Source organism: Yaniella halotolerans DSM 15476, from assembly GCF_000420805.1.
Classification (GTDB): domain Bacteria; phylum Actinomycetota; class Actinomycetes; order Actinomycetales; family Micrococcaceae; genus Yaniella; species Yaniella halotolerans.
Window position 1 is genome coordinate 150,609 of sequence record NZ_ATVQ01000002.1, and the last position, 17,748, is coordinate 168,356.

The following is a 17,748-nucleotide window of genomic DNA, read 5'->3' on the forward strand; positions in this document are numbered from 1 at the left end:
AGATGTGATGGAAAACAGTTATGCAAACACATGAAATTGCCCGCCGTTGGAACGCCTTCTTTCAAAAGCACGACCACAGTGTAGTTCCATCGGCGTCGTTAGTTTCTCCGGACCCTTCGTTGCTGTTTACCGTCGCTGGTATGGTCCCCTTCATTCCGTACTTCCTAGGTCAGCAAACCCCGCCCTACCTCCGTGCTGTATCGGTGCAGAAATGTATTCGGACCGCTGACATTGAAGAGGTTGGTAAAACGGCTCGTCACGGTACGTTCTTTCAAATGGCCGGAAACTTCTCCTTCGGTGATTACTTCAAAGAAGGCGCGATCACCATGGCCTGGGAGCTGCTGACCACACCGCAGGAAGACGGTGGATACGGTCTCGACCCAGAACGGCTGTGGGCGACGGTTTATACCGAAGATGAAGAGGCCTATAGCATCTGGCGTGATGTTGTGAAGCTCCCAGCAGAGCGCATTCAACGCATCGGAAAAGAAGACAACTACTGGCACACCGGCCAGCCCGGTCCCGGTGGCCCGTGTTCTGAAATATTTTATGACCGTGGCCCCGAGTATGGTGTTGCCGGAGGACCGGCAGCAAATGACACCAGATACCTCGAGATCTGGAATCTTGTTTTCATGCAGTATCAGTTGGCTGATGTGCGTAGCCAAGCTGATTTCGACGTCGCGGGAGAACTTTCCAACAAAAACATCGACACCGGGCTTGGGCTAGAACGCTTGGCCATGGTTTTGCAAGGTGTTGAAAACATGTACGAGACGGACCAGGTCCGGCCGGTACTTGATCGCGCTGCCGAACTTGCCGGTGTTAAATACACCTCAAGCGAAGATACCCAGGATCCGAATTTCGCCAATGATATGCGGTTGCGGTATATCGCCGATCATATTCGTTCCGCATTGATGTTAATTAGCGACGGAGTTGTACCCGGCAACGAAGCCGGTGGCTACGTGCTGCGTCGCTTGATTCGTCGTGCAGTCCGTGCCATGCGCCTCATGGGCGTCACTGACGCGGTACTACCAGAACTCCTCCCGATCTCCCGAGATGCAATGCGCGGCACCTATCCGCAAGTCGCAGAAGATTTCGACCGTATTTCACGCATTGCTTATGCGGAAGAACGCGCTTTCTTGCGCACGATCGCTGCCGGCACGACGCGCCTGGAATCTTCAGTTGCCCAGGCGCGGTCAACCGGAACACAGCTATCGGGGAAAGCAGCCTTTGAGCTCCATGACACCTATGGCTTTCCAATTGACTTGACCCTCGAGATGGCAGAAGAAGCCGGCGTCTCAGTAGACCAAGGCAAGTTCACGGAACTGATGCAAGAACAACGTGAGCGTGCACGCAAGGATGCTAAAGCCAAGAAAACAGGTCACGCCGATACCAGCCTTTACTATCAGGCACATGCTGGCCAGGACACAGTATTTACCGGTTATACCGAGCACACAACGGAATCCCAGATCCGTTCTCTATTAGTCAATGGGGAAGCAGCCGGGTTTGCGGAACAGGGACAGCAGGTAGAAGTCGTCATGGACGCTTCACCTTTTTACGCTGAAGCTGGGGGACAAGCGGCCGATACCGGCCTCATCAGCGGTAACGGTTTCGTCATCGAAATTCAAGATGTGCAGTCGCCCATTAACGGCCTCTCGGTGCACCAGGGCATTATTCGCGAAGGTGAAGCGCCTGTTGGGGCTCAAGCCGTAGGAGCCATCGATTTACGGCGTCGACTGGACGCACAAAAGTCGCACTCGGCGACCCACATTATTCACGCTGCGTTGCACCAAATTCTCGGTGATGATGCCGTCCAGGCGGGATCTTTCAACAAAGAGGGCTATTTACGCTTCGACTTCCGCTGGCAAGACGCGATGTCCGACTCGGCACGTCAAGAGGTTGAAGAACTCGCAAATATTGCCATTCGCGACAATTTCTTTGTGAACACCATTGAAACCAGTTTGCAAGACGCCCAGGCTATGGGTGCCATGAGCCTGTTTGGGGAAAAATACGGTGACCGGGTTCGAGTTGTAGAAATTGACGGTGCTTGGTCACGTGAATTGTGCGGTGGTACCCACGTCACCAGTACCGCTGAAATTGGCACGCTTGCCTTACTCAACGAGCAGTCCGTTGGTTCCGGAAATCGTCGTGTAGAAGCGCTTGTCGGCTTGGACGCATTCGATCATTTTGCGGCCGAGCGTACTCTTGTGAATCAACTCTCGAGCATGCTCAAAGCACCGACTGCTGAGATTCCAGGTCGCGTTGAGCAGACACTACAGAAACTCCGTCAGGTCGAAAAAGAACTGGCTGATCTTCGTGCACAACAAATGCTCGCTCAGGCAGGTCAACTGGTCGACAAAGCTGAAACTGTCGGCAACGTGACACTTCTGACTCATAACATGGGTGATGTATCGAGTGCTGACGCCCTGCGCTCAACCGTACTTGATTTACGCGACCGCCTGACGAAAGCTGGCAATCAGAATATTGTTGTTGGCATGGTGGGAACATCAAATAATAGGCCACTCTTGGTGATCTCGGTGAATGAGGGCGCCCAGGCTGTTGGCCTTAAAGCCGGTAACCTCGTCAAGACCGCTTCGCAAATCCTAGGCGGTGGAGGTGGCGGAAAACCTGACCTTGCCCAAGGTGGGGGACAAGACGTCTCGAAACTCGATGACGCTCTGGCGAGCATCCGTCAAGAAGTCGAATCGGCATAATGAGTATGAAACGACGATACGGTAATTAGTACATTTCATGACCACATTGAACGCTCGCGAGACGCTGTATGGTTCTCGCCTCGGAGTAGATGTAGGCCGGGCCCGCGTGGGCTTGGCCGCAACGGACCCTGCTGGCATCTTAGCTACTCCAGTAGACACTTTGAAACGCGATACCCGTCACTTCAGTGACCTTCATCAGATTGTTGCTGAAGCAACTGAGCGAAATGCAGTTCGCGTCTACGTTGGTGACCCAATTAATATGCGCGGCAAAAAGACGGCCTCGACCGAGGACGCGCATCTATTTGCACGCCAGTTGGCTCAACTCCTGGCTGAGGAAGAGTTGGCAACTCAGGTGCGGTTAATTGATGAACGGTTGTCTACCGTGAGTGCATCTCAAAAACTGCACCAGGCGGGAGTGTCGTCACGAAACCAACGCTCAGTCATCGACCAACTTGCAGCAGTAGCGATTCTGGAACATGCCCTGACGCTAGAGAACAATACCGGTGCCGATACCGGAACCTTGGTCTCAGCGGAACAGGAGGACAATAGTGACGGATGAGCATCTGTCTGGTGAATCTCCTGAACCGCAATTCATGAGCCGTCGTGAGCGACGCGAATATGAACAGGCTCAGGAACGATCACGTCGGGCTCGAGGGGCCCGTAGCACTGTCGATGGACAGGATGCCTCAGAAGAGGATATTTTTGATTCGCGCGTCGACGACGGTTCTGACCAGCCAGAAACTCCTTCGCATCACGATGACGTACTACGTTCAGGCCGTTATGATACCGATCAAAACGAGGACCTAGGTGATCTCTACCCGCTGCCCGAAGACACTCGTGATTATCCAGACTTAGTCTCTGAGGTTGCCGCCTATTCACCAAAGGAAGTCACAGAAGACGAGACGGACGAGAGTCTTTTGGGGTACGTTCTGGTAGCAGATGGCAGTGAACCTGCGCCACAAGTTGATGACGAAGCTCTCCAAGCCCGTAAGATCCGCAAACGTCGTCGTACGCTCATTATGCTGAGCAGTTTTGGTATTTTTCTTGGACTCCTTGTTGTCGTTGGCCTTGGTGTGAGCCAGCTCGTTGGCTGGACAAACAACGACTATCCTGGCCCGGGTGGCAAGGAAGTGCAGTTTCAGGTCAATCCGGGCGAAGGTGCAATCGTCATCGGGAACCGGTTGGTGGAACAAGATATCGTCGCATCGACCAAAGCGTTTCGAGACGCCTTCGAAGCTGCTGATAGTGACGCGCAGATTCAACCAGGCGAGTACACACTTCGTGAAGAGATGCCAGCTCGCGATGCAGCTTCCATTCTGTTTGGAGAAGATGCGGAAAGTCAGCACTACGTCTACGTCAACTCAGGCCACCGTATCGATGATGTCTACGACAACATTGCTGAGCAAACTAGCTATACAGCCGAAGAGATCGAAGAGGCAGCCGAACCGACTGATTTCGGGCTTCCTGAGCATGCACCCTCCCTGGAAGGATATGTTGCTGTCGGTGAGTACCGTTTTCCAGTAGGTGCCGGCATTGATGAGATTCTGGAACAAATGATCGAACCGACCATGGAAGAGTTCGAGCGGCTCGAGATCGAAGACCCAGAAGAGCAATTCCGTATCGTCACAATCGCATCGATTTTAGAAGCCGAAGCTCGGACTGAAGATTTTGAAGAAGTCGCAGGCATCATTGAAAATCGCCTCGACCGTTCAAACTCCGAGACAGCCGGCTATCTACAAATTGACGCCACCGTCATCTACGGCATGGGTGTGCGCCAGTTGCAGTTCTCGTCAGAGGACCGACAAGATGAATCCAACCCGTACAACACGTACCAACATCCTGGTTTGCCGCCTGGCCCAATCGGCGCTCCATCCATCGCCGCACTCGATGCTGCAGCGGAGCCAAATGATTCCGATAACTACTACTGGATCACGACCAATATTGAAACCGGTGAAACCAAATTCTCCGCTACCTATGAGCAGCACAGGGAGTACCAACAAGAATATCGTGAGTATTGCGATGATAACCCTGAAATTTGTGGGCGTGGCTAAGTGGTAGAAGCACAAAAGACTCAAGGATGGTTTCAGGCGGCAGTACTTGGTTCGCCAATCCAGCATTCGAAATCTCCGATTATGCATCGCGCTGCCTACGACGTTTTGGGCGTACCGATCACCTATCAACGCTTCGAACTGACCGTCAGTGAAGTTGAAGACTTTATGTCTTCGTTGAGCCAACGCTATGGTTCAGTCCAGCAAATTGCAGGGTTTTCGGTGACCATGCCGTTAAAGGCGGCACTGGTACCGCACATGAACAACGTATCGAATCGTGTTGCCCGGTTAGGTGTGCTCAATACCGTGGTCTTCGACCGCAACGGCATCCCTTCGGGACATAATACTGACGTCGACGGGATTCGGCGTGCTCTCGCTTTGTCAGACTCCCGAGCAAACCTGGGTAGTTCGATGGGAATTCTTGGTGCTGGCGGTACTGCATCGGCTGCTATAGCTGCTGCAGCAGAAACCGGAATGGATGCCGTGGTGCTGTATGTCCGGAATCCGGAAAAAGCACAAGACTCGCTGGACGTAGCACACCATTACGGACTGTCGGCGCAGGTCAAAATGCTCACAGACCTTCCACGGTATGTTCAAGAACATCGTGCCGTGGTATCCACCCTTCCGGCGGGAGCTGCCGACTGGTTGGCTGCGCAACTACCCGAGTACGATCTGCCGCCATTGTTAGATGTTATTTATGAACCGTGGCCTACGGTTCTTGTCGAGCGTTGGAAAGCCTCTGGAGTCAGTGTTGCGTCTGGTTTAGACATGCTGCTTCATCAGGGCGTGGAACAGGTGAAACTGTTTACCCAGAAACTCGTGGATCCACGCACAACGATAGATTGGCAGCCAGTGACGTCACACATGGCTAGAGCACTTGGTCTACCCGGTCACTAGGAACGTTGTCGGTGGACAGAAATCGACATGAAGTAAGCGCTCACGCGCTGGACATGAAAGAATCGAGCGTATGATGCGTTGGTTAACTGCAGGAGAGTCCCATGGTTCTGGACTCGTAGGAATTATTGAAGGATTACCGGCCGGTATTGAAATTACTACCGCTGATATCCAAGAAGCATTGCTACGCCGCCGACTCGGATACGGTCGCGGAGCACGGATGAAATTCGAAAAAGATGAAGTCACGATCATCTCAGGTGTCCGTCACGGCGTCACGCTTGGCTCACCCGTTGCCATCCATATTGCGAATACCGAATGGCCGAAATGGGAAAAGGTTATGAACCCGGATCCCGTGCCCGCAGAGGAAATCGAAGGTCTTGCCCGCAATGCTGCTCTGACGCGTCCTCGGCCAGGCCACGCAGACATGGCCGGTATGCAAAAATTCGGCTTTGACGAGGCTCGTCCGCTGCTGGAAAGAGCTTCCGCCCGTGAGACTGCAACTCGTGTTGCACTTGGCCGCGTGGCACAGCACTTCCTTACACAGCTGGGGATCACAACAGTGTCACATACTGTGCAGATGGGTGAGGTGGCACTGTCCGACGGGTACGAATTCCCAACTGTTGGTGACGTCGAAGCACTCGACGCCGATCCGCTGCGCTGCATCGATCCGGAGGTTTCCGCTCGAATGGTCGACGCCGTCGATGCGACCAAGAAAGCTGGTGAAACACTCGGTGGAGTTACCGAGGTGCTTGTCCATAATGCACCGGTTGGTTTGGGCTCCCACATTCACTGGGATCGCAGACTGGACTCCAAGCTTGCTGGTGCTCTGATGGGTATCCAGGCTATGAAAGGCGTCGAGATCGGTGATGGCTTTGACACGGCGAGTCGAGTGGGTTCAGATGCCCATGACGCGATTACTCGGAATCCTGACGGCTCAGTAGCCAGGACAACTCAGCGTGCCGGTGGTATCGAAGCCGGGATGTCAACCGGTGAACCTATCCGTGTTCGTGTTGCTATGAAACCCATTGCTACTGTTCCACGGGCACTACAAACCGTTGATCTGGCAACCGGTCAGGCCACCAAAGCACATCATCAGCGTTCCGACGTAACCGCTGTCCCCGCTTCGGGAGTCGTCGCGGAGGCCATGGTGGCACTTGTGGTCGCAGAAGAAGTGTTGGAGAAATTCGGTGGTGATTCTGTTGACGAGACCTATCGGAATATGCAGGCCTTCATCGCAGCCCTGAAGCCTGTGCCAGAACCCGCAGAAAATGCAGTGGCTGACAACGATATGGGTGACCCACTCTAACCATGTCAGACCAGTCATCTCCGATCATTTTGATTGGTCCCATGGGGTCGGGCAAGTCCACCGTGGGACAACATATAGCTCAACACCTGAACGCATCGTATGCCGATACTGATGCGCTATTCGTGGAGCGTCACGGTGTGATAAGCACATATTTTTCGACTCACGGAGAGCCGGCCTTTCGCGATGCAGAGCAACACATCATTGCAGAGGCTATGCAGGCGCCTCAGCTGGGGGTCATTTCGCTAGGCGGCGGAGCAGTCCTTCGGAGTGCTAATCGCGAAATTATTCGTGACCGCGGCTATGTCATATTTTTGGATGTCAGTGAAGATCAGGCCTTGGAACGGCTCGGCGATGCCTCGGCACGCCCTGTGCTGGCGGGGGATCCAGCCCGTAACTGGTCGAGGATCCGTGCCGACCGACTCGACCTTTTTCGGATAACAGCCCACAATGTGATTGATACGACCGGATTAGACGTCGATGACGTGGCTACTAAGATTATCGACGGACACCAACAATTTTTGTCAAGGAAAACGATTACCCCTATGTCTGAAAACACGACAACTGATAGTACCGACCAGCCCACCGTGATCCCGGTCTCCGGCGGGGGAGAACATGAGGTCACCGGCGGCTATGACGTCGTCATTGGTCGTGGACTACTGTCGAAACTGCCTGCAATCCTGGGCCCACATCCATACCGCGTAGCGATCATTCTGCCTCGAGCCCTGCGTGCCACCGGTGACGTTGTGAAATCCGCCCTTGATGATGCTGGGTATGACGCCATCCTGGTAGAGATCCCAGACTCGGAAGAGGGCAAACATATTGAAGTCGCCTCGTTTTGCTGGCAAGTCCTTGGACAAAGCGACTTCACGCGCTCAGATGCAGTGGTATCAGTAGGCGGGGGAGCGGTCTCAGACCTGGCCGGATTCGTCGCAGCCACCTGGCTGCGCGGTGTACGCGTCGTGCATATGCCAACAACGCTACTTGGCATGGTGGATGCTGCAGTTGGTGGTAAAACCGGCATCAATACAGCTGAAGGCAAAAACCTTGTGGGCTCGTTCCACCCACCTGCAGGAGTTTTAGCTGATCTTGACACATTACTCACCCTGCCCAAAAACGAAATCATTTCAGGCCTGGCAGAGGTCGTAAAGTGTGGTTTCATCTCCGACGAACGCATCCTGGAACTCATCGAAGAAAACGAGAGCCAGGTCACCAACCCGCATTCACCCGTTCTGCGGGAACTGATTGAACGGGCCATACAAGTCAAAGCCGACGTCGTGACGAAGGACTTTAAGGAGTCCAATGAGCGGCACATGCTGAACTATGGACACACCCTTGGCCACGCAATTGAGTTGGCAGAACGCTACCAGTACCGCCATGGGGCTGCTGTGGCTGTCGGTATGGTGTTTGCGGCAGAACTCGCCCGTTCCGTCGGACGCCTTGATGACGCTACGGTCGAACGCCATAAGACTATTCTCGAAGGCATCGGCCTCCCAACCTCATATCACGGTGACCGCTGGGCAACACTGCTTGACGGTATCCGTCGTGACAAGAAAAACCGTGGCGAACAATTGCGCTTCATCTTGCTTGAAGCACAGGGATCGCCGATCATTTACGATGTGCCAGATGAGTCACTCCTGTTTGCGGCTTACCAAGAAATTGCCGACTAGAGGACGGCATATGTTCGCGGGTGGTCTACACTAGACCAAGGTCAAGTTATATGGCCGCGCCTGGAATCTGCCAGAATATGCACTTAACGAAAACTTCAACGGAGAATACGCCTTATGGTTATGCTCACCAGTAACGACATTAAAAATGGTTCGGTCGTCGTTGTCGACGGCCAACTGTGGCAGGTCCAAGAGTTCCAGCACGTCAAACCAGGTAAGGGTGGGGCATTCGTCCGCACCAAAATTAAAAACCTCACGTCCAATAAGATCGTAGATCGGACATGGAACGCCGGAGCAAAGCTTGAATTTGCTACCGTAGATCGCTCTGAGTACCAGTACTTATACCGTGATGGCGATGAGTTTGTCTTCATGGATCTCACGACCTTTGACCAGGTTATGGTCCCGGCCAACGTCGTAGGAGATGCAGCGAACTTCCTGCTCGAAAACGACAACGCGCAGATCGCGATTTCGGACGGTACGCCACTTTATCTTGAACTCCCACCATCGGTGGTCCTTGAAATCACATACACAGAACCAGGCCTTCAGGGCGATCGCTCTTCTGGCGGTACAAAACCAGCAACGCTGGAAACCGGGTACGAAATCCAAGTACCGCTGTTCATGGAAGTTGGAACCAAGGTTAAAGTAGACACCCGCAATGGTGAATACCAAGGCCGGGCGACAGAATAACGCTGGCACGGAGCAACACCACATTGTCTAAGAACTCAAAAGATCAGCCACGAAAGATCGGCTCCCGAGGTCGGGCACGTCGTCGTGCCCTCGAAATCCTCTTCGAAGCTGAACATCGCAGCGTCCCGCCACTTGAGGCGTTGCAACGTCGGCGCGATTACACTGAACAAACCATCAACCCTTACACCACAAGCATTCTTGATGGGGTCATCACGCATCAAGACCAGATTGATGAATTACTCGCCCAGTACGCTCATGGGTGGACTATGGAGCGTATGCTCCCCATGGACAAGTCGATCTTGCGCTTAGGTGCTTGGGAACTGCTGTTCAACGAGGATATGCCTGACGGTGCCGCCGTCAATGAAGCCGTGAACATGGCTCGTGAGTATTCCAACGATGATTCGCCAACCTATATCAACGGTGTACTCGGCAGACTCCAGGAATTGAAGCCGACGCTCTTTCTGTAACCGTCCGGTCATCGCTACCAGCCGGTGCTACAGTTACATTCAGTGAAACTGACGGGAACACCACATATCCCGCAGATCCTTTAATGCTCCGTCCAGTGAGGCGGGAAAGGAGATCGTCGTGGTGCAAGAACCCGTGCGTGAAGCACGTACCGTGATGTCCGAATCCGATATTCAACGGGTCCTGACTCGCATTGCCCATGAAATTTTAGAAGCCAACCGCGGTGTCGAAGACTTAATCTTGCTTGGGATCCCACGCCGTGGAGTTCCGCTGGCAAACCGTCTGGCCCAAAAACTTGCCGAGATTGAGCCTGAATATGTTGTTCAGGAACGCACCGGACAACTTGATATCACCCTGTATCGCGATGATCTGGCACGAGCGGAATCGCGTATCCCCGCTACAACGATGATCCCGCCCGCTGGTGTCGATAACACTGTCGTAGTGTTGGTCGATGACGTGCTATATTCCGGTCGCACGATTCGGGCCGCTCTCGATGCACTGGCCGACATTGGTCGTCCGCGAACAGTCCGGCTGGCCGTCCTCGTGGATCGAGGACACCGTCAGCTTCCGCTACGCGCAGATTATGTTGGTAAGAATCTACCAACAGCATCCACCGAACGCGTGATGGTTCAACTTGCAGAAATCGATGGCGCCGACGCTGACTACACCTCGGATCAAGTCCAGATCGTGGATGTGATGGACTAATGCGCCATCTTCTTGCAACACGGAATCTCTCATACGATAACGCCATGGCGATTCTGGACACGGCTCAGGAGATGGCCACTGTATCGGATCGGTCCATCAAAAAGTTACCGACCTTGCGCGGTCAGACAGTGGTGAATCTCTTCTTCGAAGACTCCACCAGAACCAGGACCTCATTTGAAGCTGCAGCCAAACGGCTATCGGCAGATGTCCTGAACTTTGCGGTCAAAACTTCGTCAGTCTCCAAAGGGGAGTCCCTGAAAGACACGGTTCAAACGCTTGAGGCTATCGGTGGGGACGCCATTGTTATGCGGCACTGGGCCTCTGGGGCTGCGCAACAACTGGCGAACTTTGGTTGGTCCTCATCGGCTGTGATCAACGCGGGAGATGGGACACACGAGCATCCCACACAAGCCCTCTTAGATGCCTTTACACTGCGTGACCGTATACACGGTCAACATGCATCCGGTAAGGACCTCGAAGGTCTCCACATAGTAGTCGTTGGCGACATCTTGCACTCGAGAGTAGCTCGCTCAAATGTATGGCTCTTGCATACTCTCGGGGCCAAAGTGACCCTTTCTGGGCCACCAACACTTATGCCCGTCGGCGTTACGACCTGGCCGGTGGAGATCAACTATGACCTGGACGCTCTGCTCGCCGAACAACCCGATGCGATCATGATGCTGCGGGTCCAGGCTGAACGCATGTCGGGGGACTTTTTCCCGTCCGCAGCCGAATACACACGAGGCTGGGGGCTCACCAATGACCGGTATAAGCGCATTGAAGGTTGCAACACACTGATCATGCACCCAGGACCGATGAACCGCGGGCTGGAGATTTCCGCTGCTGCAGCCGATTCAGCACAAAACACGGCGCTTGAACAAGTCGCCAACGGCGTATCCGTGCGTATGGCAGTCCTCTATCTGTTACTTGCGGGTCAACCAGGGCAATGAAAGGCCACATCATGAACATCACTTACCTCATCACCGGTGGCACTACTCCGGACGGAGTCCAGACTGACATCGCCCTTGACGCAGACGGTCTGATTGCGGAACTTGGTCAAGGACTCATGGCACAAGGCGCCGTGGTCATCGACGCGACAGATAAAATTGTGCTCCCGGGACTTGTAGATCTTCACACTCATCTGCGTGAGCCAGGCAATAATGACGCAGAAACTGTCGAAACCGGCACAAGAGCAGCAGCCAAGGGTGGCTTCACCGCCGTGCATGCCATGGCCAACTCGAATCCGGTAGCTGATACCGCAGGTGTCGTCGAACAGGTCTACAGCCTAGGAAAACAGGCCGGCTGGACGGACGTGCACCCGGTCGGAGCTGTGACCGTGGGTCTGGCGGGAGAACGTTTGGCTGAGCTCTCTGCCATGCATGATTCCGCGGCCAACGTGACGATGTTTTCCGACGACGGCATCTGCGTTTGGGACCCGGTGCTCATGCGACGAGCCCTGGAATATGTGAAATCTTTTGATGGCTTTATTGCCCAACACGCACAGGAACCCCGGTTAACAGAAGGCGCGCAGATGAACGAGTCGGCGTTATCTTCTGAACTCGGTTTGACGGGGTGGCCAGCGGTTGCTGAAGAATCGATTATTGCCCGCGATGTACTCCTCGCACAGCACGTGGACTCGCGTGTACATATCTGCCACGTCTCAACGGCCGGATCAGTTGAATTGATTCGTTGGGCAAAATCACAAGGCATCAACGTAACTGCAGAAGTCACACCGCACCACTTGCTCCTGACTGAAGACTACGTCAAAACATACGATCCGGTGTACAAAGTCAATCCACCGCTGCGAAAAGACTCTGATGTGCATGCCCTGCGGCAGGGCCTCGCTGACGGCACGATTGACACGGTGGGTACAGACCATGCCCCGCATACAGAAGAAACCAAACAGTGTGAATGGGTTGTTGCGGCCATGGGTATGACCGGATTGGAAACTGCACTACCTGTTATTCAGCACACCATGGTTGATACCGGTCTGCTGAGCTGGCATGACGTCGCCCGTGTGATGTCCGCCAACCCCGCGCGAATCTATCGTCACTCGGATCAAGGTCAGCTGACCAAGACCGGGGGACTAGTCCAGGGCGCAGTGGCCAATATAGCCGTCTACGATCCAACACATACATTTGTGGTCAACCCAGCCGAGCACGACTCAAAGTCAGCAAACTCACCCTATAAAAACATGGAATTGTCGGGTCAAGTTACTGACGTGTTCTATCGTGGACACCAGGTCGTAGCTGATGCGCGCATGACCACACCATTTCATCACAGCCGATAAGGAAAGACCCCACACGTGGACGAGACAACATTCACCGTAACGTTGAGTGCAATCCTCATCGCAGCGATCGTCATCGGTATTATCGTTGGTTTTAGAAACCGCACGAAACGGCAACAGTACATTGCTGTACCAGCTGCTGTGCCAGAATCCCTGCTGACGCAGCAACCCTTGGGCGCAGCTGAAGGAATATACGTCACCACTGTGCTTGGGCAGGAACTTCTTGAACGGGTGATGGCTCACGGCTTGGGAAACCGGAGCCAGGCTCAGGTTGAAGTTCATAATGCCGGAGTGGCCGTGATGCGCGCAGGCGAGCCAAACTTTTTTATTCCAACCGGTGACATTACCAAGGTTTCCACCATTTCCGGGATGGCCGGAAAGTTTGTCGAGAAAGATGGCATCTTGGCTATCACCTGGAACCTTGGTGATATTGACGTCACCACTGGTTTCCGCACCGAAACCATTGCGGAGCACCAAGAACTTCGCACACAACTTGAGATCCTCACCAACGGAAGGCAGACAGCATGAGCACATCAGCCAAACTTGTCCTGGCGGATGGCACCATCTACGCCGGGACCACCTATGCCGCAACCGGCAGCGTACTTGGCCAACTGGTTTTCGACACCTCCATGACCGGGTACCAGCACAGCCTGACCAACCCGTCGAATGCTGCCACCATCATGGTGTTCACCTTTCCACACATCGGGAATGTCGGTGTCAATACCAGCGATGCTGAATCCGAACACTACTGGCCCAGCGGCGTCGTCGTGCGTGATCCGGCCCGCGTGCGCTCAAATTGGCAGGCTGAACAAGGCCTTGACGAGGTCCTAACCGAAGCGGAAGTTGTGGGTATCGCTGGGGTCGACACCCGTGCTCTTACTCGACACATCGCAATGATGGGACAGGTAACCGCCGGAATTTTTTCTGGTGAAGCAGCAGCTCAATCTGATGCAGAGCTCATTGCTAAGGTGCGAGATTGGACTCCACCGACAGCAAGCTCGTTGGTGGAAACCGTTTCTACCTCCACAACCTATGTGGTCAAGGCCGAGAATCCTCAAGCTACCGTTGCACTCATCGACCTCGGTGTACGGCAAGCAACTATCAACCAGCTGGTAGAACGTGGCAATACTGTGCAGGTTATGCCGGCCGCTACAACAGCAGCTGATATTGCTGTAGCCGGTGTTGACGGAGTCGTGCTCTCTTCGGGACCGGGAAACCCCGCGGAATTATCGGACCATATCGATCTGGTAAAAGACTTGCTGAATGCAAAGACTCCTATTCTGGGGATTGGCTTGGGACACCAGCTGATCGGCTTGGCATTAGGCTTTGAAACATACTTGTTGCCACAAGCTCAAAGGGGCCCGAACCAGCCGGTCTACGACGTGGCATCGGGCCAGAGTGCCATCACCTCTCAAAACCATGCGTATGCACTGCAGGCTGAACTGGGGACTCAAATCGCCCCAATGGCTGACTACGGGGAGGCTACGGTCACCCAATACAGCCTCAATGACAATTCGGTCGAGGCTCTAGAACTGACTGACCTTCCGGTTGTCACCGTGCAGTACTACCCAGAAAATTCGGCGCTGGAAGTTGATGAACCGCATACGGTGTTTGACCGTTTCGCAACTCTGATGGCCACCGGCGAGTAAGACGAAGGAACTCTAGACCATGCCAAAACGCACAGATCTCTCATCCGTACTAGTCATCGGTTCAGGTCCGATTGTTATCGGCCAAGCGGCTGAATTCGACTACTCAGGAACCCAGGCCATCCGGGTGCTCAAAGAAGAAGGCATTCGAGTGGTGCTGGTTAACTCCAACCCGGCCACGATTATGACTGATCCAGAGATGGCCGATGCGACCTATGTTGAACCGATTACTGCCGACGTCGTCGAAAAGATCATTGCCGAAGAACGACCAGATGCCCTTTTGCCCACTCTGGGCGGCCAAACTGCTTTGAACACTGCGATCCAGTTGGATGAGCGCGGTGTCTTAGAACAATATGGTGTCGAACTTATCGGTGCCAATATTGCCGCAATTGAACTGGGCGAAGACCGCGAAGAATTCAAAGGTGTCGTCGAGCGTTGTGGCGCTGAATCGGCGCGTTCAGTCATCGTCAATACGATGGACGAAGCACTTGAAGCTGCACACGAACTCGGCTATCCGATGGTCGTGCGCCCTTCGTTTACGATGGGCGGTCTGGGCTCGGGTATGGCGTACGACGAAGCAGACCTCCACCGTATTGCCGGTGCCGGTCTACAGTACTCGCCAACTTCAGAGGTCTTGTTAGAAGAGTCGATTCTGGGTTGGAAAGAATATGAATTCGAAATGATGCGCGATAGCGCCGATAACGTTATCGCGCTGTGCTCGATCGAAAACTTTGACCCTGTCGGAGTTCACACCGGCGACGCCATCACCGTAGCCCCTGCTGTGACACTGACCGACCGCGAATACCAGAAGATGCGCGATATCTCGATCAAGATCATTCGTGAGGTCGGTGTGGCCACAGGTGGCTGTAATATACAGTTCGCAGTGAACCCCGCAGATGGCCGCATCATTGTTATTGAAATGAACCCGCGTGTATCACGTTCCTCTGCGCTGGCGTCGAAAGCCACCGGATACCCGATAGCAAAAATCGCTACCAAACTCTCACTGGGTTACACACTGGATGAGATTTCCAACGACGTTACGGGTACGACCACCGCGGCATTTGAACCTGCGCTCGATTACGTGGCGGTAAAAGTCCCACGTTTTGCTTTCGAGAAATTCCCAGCAGCAGATGCCACGCTGACCACCACAATGAAGGCTGTCGGCGAAGTGATGTCCATAGGACGGAATTTTGCTGAAGCACTCCAGAAAGCGCTACGTTCGCTCGAACAGGATAACGATGCTGAACTAGACTTCACCGTGCCAGACGCAGCGGAAGTCGCCGAACTACTGGAATCCTCCAAAACCGCGACGACATCGAGACTCGGTCAAGTGCAGCGAGCCCTGCTGGGCGGTGCCACTCCAGAGCAGATTTTTGCTACGACCCAGATTGACCCGTGGTTCATTGACCAGCTGATGTTGATCAACGAGGTCGCCACCGAGATTCGTGCCGCCAAAGAACTCACCCAGGACCTGCTTCGTTACGCCAAGCGTCATGGGTTCTCCGACCGTCAGATCGGCGAACTGCGTCACATGGATGAAGCCGTGGTGCGTGGTGTGCGCCATGCTCTTGGTGTTCGCCCCGTCTATAAATCGGTGGACACCGCAGCCGGCGAACATATTGCTCAAGCTCCTTACCACTACTCGTCTTATGACGGCCAGGAAAGTGAAGTTGCAGAACACCAACGCCGCACGGTCGTGATCCTGGGCTCCGGGCCAAACCGTATCGGTCAGGGTGTGGAGTTCGATTATTCATGCGTTCACGCAACCATGGCGATGCAACAGGCCGGCTACGACACCGTGCTGGTCAACTGCAACCCTGAAACTGTGTCGACAGACTCCGATATGTCAGACCGTCTATACTTCGAGCCACTGACCTTGGAAGACGTCCTAGAGATCATCCACGCTGAGGAACAAACCGGACCCGTCGAAGGTGTCTTTGTACAGTTGGGCGGCCAAACGCCATTGAAACTGGCCCAAGATCTTGCTGACGCCGGCGTGACCATTCTCGGGACGTCACCAGAGGCCATTGATTTGGCTGAGCACCGTGGACTATTTGCTCAGGTGCTGCAGCAAGCAGACCTCGCTGCGCCAAAGAATGGGACCGCCGTGTCCTTTGAAGACGCGAAAACCATTGCTGACGAAATCGGCTACCCCGTTCTGGTACGCCCTTCGTATGTACTGGGCGGTCGCGGTATGGAGATCGTCTACGGCGAAGAGCAGCTGTCGGACTACATCACAAACGCCACCGCCGAAATCACAGCAGAACATCCCGTGCTCGTCGACCGTTTCCTCGATGACGCGATCGAAATCGACGTTGATGCGCTGTATGACGGCCACGAACTGTTTATGGGTGGCATCATGGAACACATCGAAGAAGCCGGGATTCATTCCGGTGACTCCGCATGTGTGTTGCCCCCAACAACGTTGGCGCCAGACGTGCTAGCCCGGGTTCGTGAAGCAACAGAAGCCATCGCTAAAGGTGTCGGAGTGCGGGGGCTGATCAATATCCAGTTCGCGCTGACGGCAGATATTCTGTACGTGATCGAAGCGAACCCACGTGCGTCCCGAACCGTGCCATTTGTCTCCAAGGCCACCGGCGTTGCCCTCGCCAAGGCGGCTGCAAAAATTGGTGTTGGGTCTACGATCGCCGAACTTCGCGAGACCGGTGGCCTCCCTGCGACCCACGATGGTTGGTCGCTACCACTTGGTGCTCCCATCGCTGTCAAAGAAGCTGTACTCCCGTTCACCCGCTTCCGTACTCCAGAAGGTCGTGTGGTTGATTCTCTACTGGGACCGGAAATGCGTTCAACCGGTGAGGTCATGGGTATCGACAAATACTTCGACACCGCTTATGCCAAATCGCAGGACGCTGTTGGCGGAAAACTCCCAACGACCGGCCGGGTTTTCATCTCAGTGGCAAACCGCGATAAGCGCGGCATCGTTGCGCATGCTAAACGGTTGACTGAGTTGGGTTTTGAACTGGTTTCAACCGGTGGTACCGCCGACGTGCTAGCACGCAACGGGATCAGCACTGAAACCGTGGATAAAATTACTAGTGATGCAGATCAGCCTGGAGAAACCATTCTTGATCAGCTCGAGGACGGCAGAGTCGATCTGGTCGTCAACACGCCATCGGGCTCGGAAGCACGTGGAGACGGCTACGAGATCCGCGCCGCTGCAAATTCACTAGGTGTGCCGATTGTGACCACCCAGGCTGCTTTCGGCACCGCCTTGCAAGCTATACAAGCCCAGCGCGACTACTCCTGGGATGTCACCAGCCTGCAGGAACATGATCGTCGTCTTGCCGCAGTGATTGAAAACCAACGGTAGGATCCGC

General features: G+C 54.3%; 14 protein-coding genes and 1 pseudogene. All 15 read left to right on the forward strand.

The genetic code is table 11. The features are described from left to right. The first annotated feature begins 20 nt into the window (after nucleotides 1-20). Nucleotides 21-2,708: an alanine--tRNA ligase gene (gene alaS, locus G583_RS0108240; RefSeq protein WP_022870709.1), complete on the forward strand. Its 2,688-nt coding sequence runs from the start codon at nucleotides 21-23 to the stop codon at nucleotides 2,706-2,708. A gap of 37 nt (nucleotides 2,709-2,745) precedes the next feature. After that, nucleotides 2,746-3,267: a Holliday junction resolvase RuvX gene (ruvX, locus tag G583_RS0108245; protein WP_022870710.1), complete on the forward strand. Its 522-nt coding sequence runs from the start codon at nucleotides 2,746-2,748 to the stop codon at nucleotides 3,265-3,267. Further along, the gene (gene mltG / locus G583_RS15125) at nucleotides 3,257-4,759 is read left to right on the forward strand and encodes an endolytic transglycosylase MltG (protein WP_022870711.1); all 1,503 of its coding nucleotides are present in this window, start codon (nucleotides 3,257-3,259) and stop codon (nucleotides 4,757-4,759) included. Before ruvX ends, mltG begins: the two co-directional genes overlap by 11 nt. Next, entirely contained in the window at nucleotides 4,760-5,653 is an 894-nt protein-coding gene (locus tag G583_RS0108255) for a shikimate dehydrogenase (RefSeq protein WP_022870712.1), read from the forward strand. It begins immediately after the preceding gene. A gap of 70 nt (nucleotides 5,654-5,723) precedes the next feature. Next, nucleotides 5,724-6,956 carry a chorismate synthase gene (gene aroC / locus G583_RS0108260; protein ID WP_022870713.1) on the forward strand — a complete coding sequence of 411 codons (1,233 nt, stop codon included), beginning with the start codon at nucleotides 5,724-5,726 and terminating at the stop codon, nucleotides 6,954-6,956. Between the two features lie 41 nt (nucleotides 6,957-6,997). Further along, nucleotides 6,998-7,447 (forward strand): annotated as a pseudogene (locus G583_RS16955) (shikimate kinase); the annotation flags it as partial. Between the two features lie 51 nt (nucleotides 7,448-7,498). Continuing rightward, the gene (gene aroB / locus G583_RS0108265; RefSeq protein ID WP_029629406.1) at nucleotides 7,499-8,623 is read left to right on the forward strand and encodes a 3-dehydroquinate synthase; all 1,125 of its coding nucleotides are present in this window, start codon (nucleotides 7,499-7,501) and stop codon (nucleotides 8,621-8,623) included. Between the two features lie 120 nt (nucleotides 8,624-8,743). Further along, nucleotides 8,744-9,307: an elongation factor P gene (gene efp, locus G583_RS0108270; RefSeq protein ID WP_029629407.1), complete on the forward strand. Its 564-nt coding sequence runs from the start codon at nucleotides 8,744-8,746 to the stop codon at nucleotides 9,305-9,307. Between the two features lie 56 nt (nucleotides 9,308-9,363). Continuing rightward, nucleotides 9,364-9,774 carry a transcription antitermination factor NusB gene (gene nusB / locus G583_RS0108275; RefSeq protein WP_029629408.1) on the forward strand — a complete coding sequence of 137 codons (411 nt, stop codon included), beginning with the start codon at nucleotides 9,364-9,366 and terminating at the stop codon, nucleotides 9,772-9,774. A 121-nt stretch (nucleotides 9,775-9,895) separates the two neighbouring features. After that, nucleotides 9,896-10,477, forward strand: coding sequence for a bifunctional pyr operon transcriptional regulator/uracil phosphoribosyltransferase PyrR (gene pyrR, locus G583_RS0108280; protein ID WP_029629409.1), 582 nt, complete (start codon nucleotides 9,896-9,898; stop codon nucleotides 10,475-10,477). Next, nucleotides 10,477-11,427 carry an aspartate carbamoyltransferase catalytic subunit gene (locus G583_RS0108285; protein ID WP_022870718.1) on the forward strand — a complete coding sequence of 317 codons (951 nt, stop codon included), beginning with the start codon at nucleotides 10,477-10,479 and terminating at the stop codon, nucleotides 11,425-11,427. Before pyrR ends, G583_RS0108285 begins: the two co-directional genes overlap by 1 nt. 11 nt (nucleotides 11,428-11,438) lie before the next feature. Then, nucleotides 11,439-12,767: a dihydroorotase gene (locus G583_RS0108290; protein WP_022870719.1), complete on the forward strand. Its 1,329-nt coding sequence runs from the start codon at nucleotides 11,439-11,441 to the stop codon at nucleotides 12,765-12,767. Nucleotides 12,768-12,782: 15 nt separating this feature from the next. Continuing rightward, complete coding sequence (locus G583_RS15130) at nucleotides 12,783-13,292, forward strand: PH-like domain-containing protein (protein WP_022870720.1); 510 nt, start codon at nucleotides 12,783-12,785, stop codon at nucleotides 13,290-13,292. Then, nucleotides 13,289-14,413 (forward strand): carbamoyl phosphate synthase small subunit, encoded by a 1,125-nt coding sequence (locus G583_RS0108300; RefSeq protein ID WP_022870721.1) that lies wholly within the window; start codon nucleotides 13,289-13,291, stop codon nucleotides 14,411-14,413. Before G583_RS15130 ends, G583_RS0108300 begins: the two co-directional genes overlap by 4 nt. A gap of 19 nt (nucleotides 14,414-14,432) precedes the next feature. Next, nucleotides 14,433-17,741 (forward strand): carbamoyl-phosphate synthase large subunit, encoded by a 3,309-nt coding sequence (carB, locus tag G583_RS0108305; protein ID WP_022870722.1) that lies wholly within the window; start codon nucleotides 14,433-14,435, stop codon nucleotides 17,739-17,741. The last annotated feature ends 7 nt before the right edge of the window (nucleotides 17,742-17,748 follow it).

What these genes read in the sequence shown, in the direction of transcription:
- ruvX (WP_022870710.1), top strand. Translation starts at nt 2,746, where the DNA reads ATGACCACATTGAACGCTCGCGAGACGCTGTATGGTTCTCGCCTCGGA.
- G583_RS0108285 (WP_022870718.1), top strand. Translation starts at nt 10,477, where the DNA reads ATGCGCCATCTTCTTGCAACACGGAATCTCTCATACGATAACGCCATG.
- G583_RS0108290 (WP_022870719.1), top strand. Translation starts at nt 11,439, where the DNA reads ATGAACATCACTTACCTCATCACCGGTGGCACTACTCCGGACGGAGTC.
- carB (WP_022870722.1), top strand. Translation starts at nt 14,433, where the DNA reads ATGCCAAAACGCACAGATCTCTCATCCGTACTAGTCATCGGTTCAGGT.
- aroB (WP_029629406.1), top strand. Translation starts at nt 7,499, where the DNA reads ATGTCTGAAAACACGACAACTGATAGTACCGACCAGCCCACCGTGATC.
- aroC (WP_022870713.1), top strand. Translation starts at nt 5,724, where the DNA reads ATGATGCGTTGGTTAACTGCAGGAGAGTCCCATGGTTCTGGACTCGTA.
- efp (WP_029629407.1), top strand. Translation starts at nt 8,744, where the DNA reads ATGCTCACCAGTAACGACATTAAAAATGGTTCGGTCGTCGTTGTCGAC.
- G583_RS0108300 (WP_022870721.1), top strand. Translation starts at nt 13,289, where the DNA reads ATGAGCACATCAGCCAAACTTGTCCTGGCGGATGGCACCATCTACGCC.
- alaS (WP_022870709.1), top strand. Translation starts at nt 21, where the DNA reads ATGCAAACACATGAAATTGCCCGCCGTTGGAACGCCTTCTTTCAAAAG.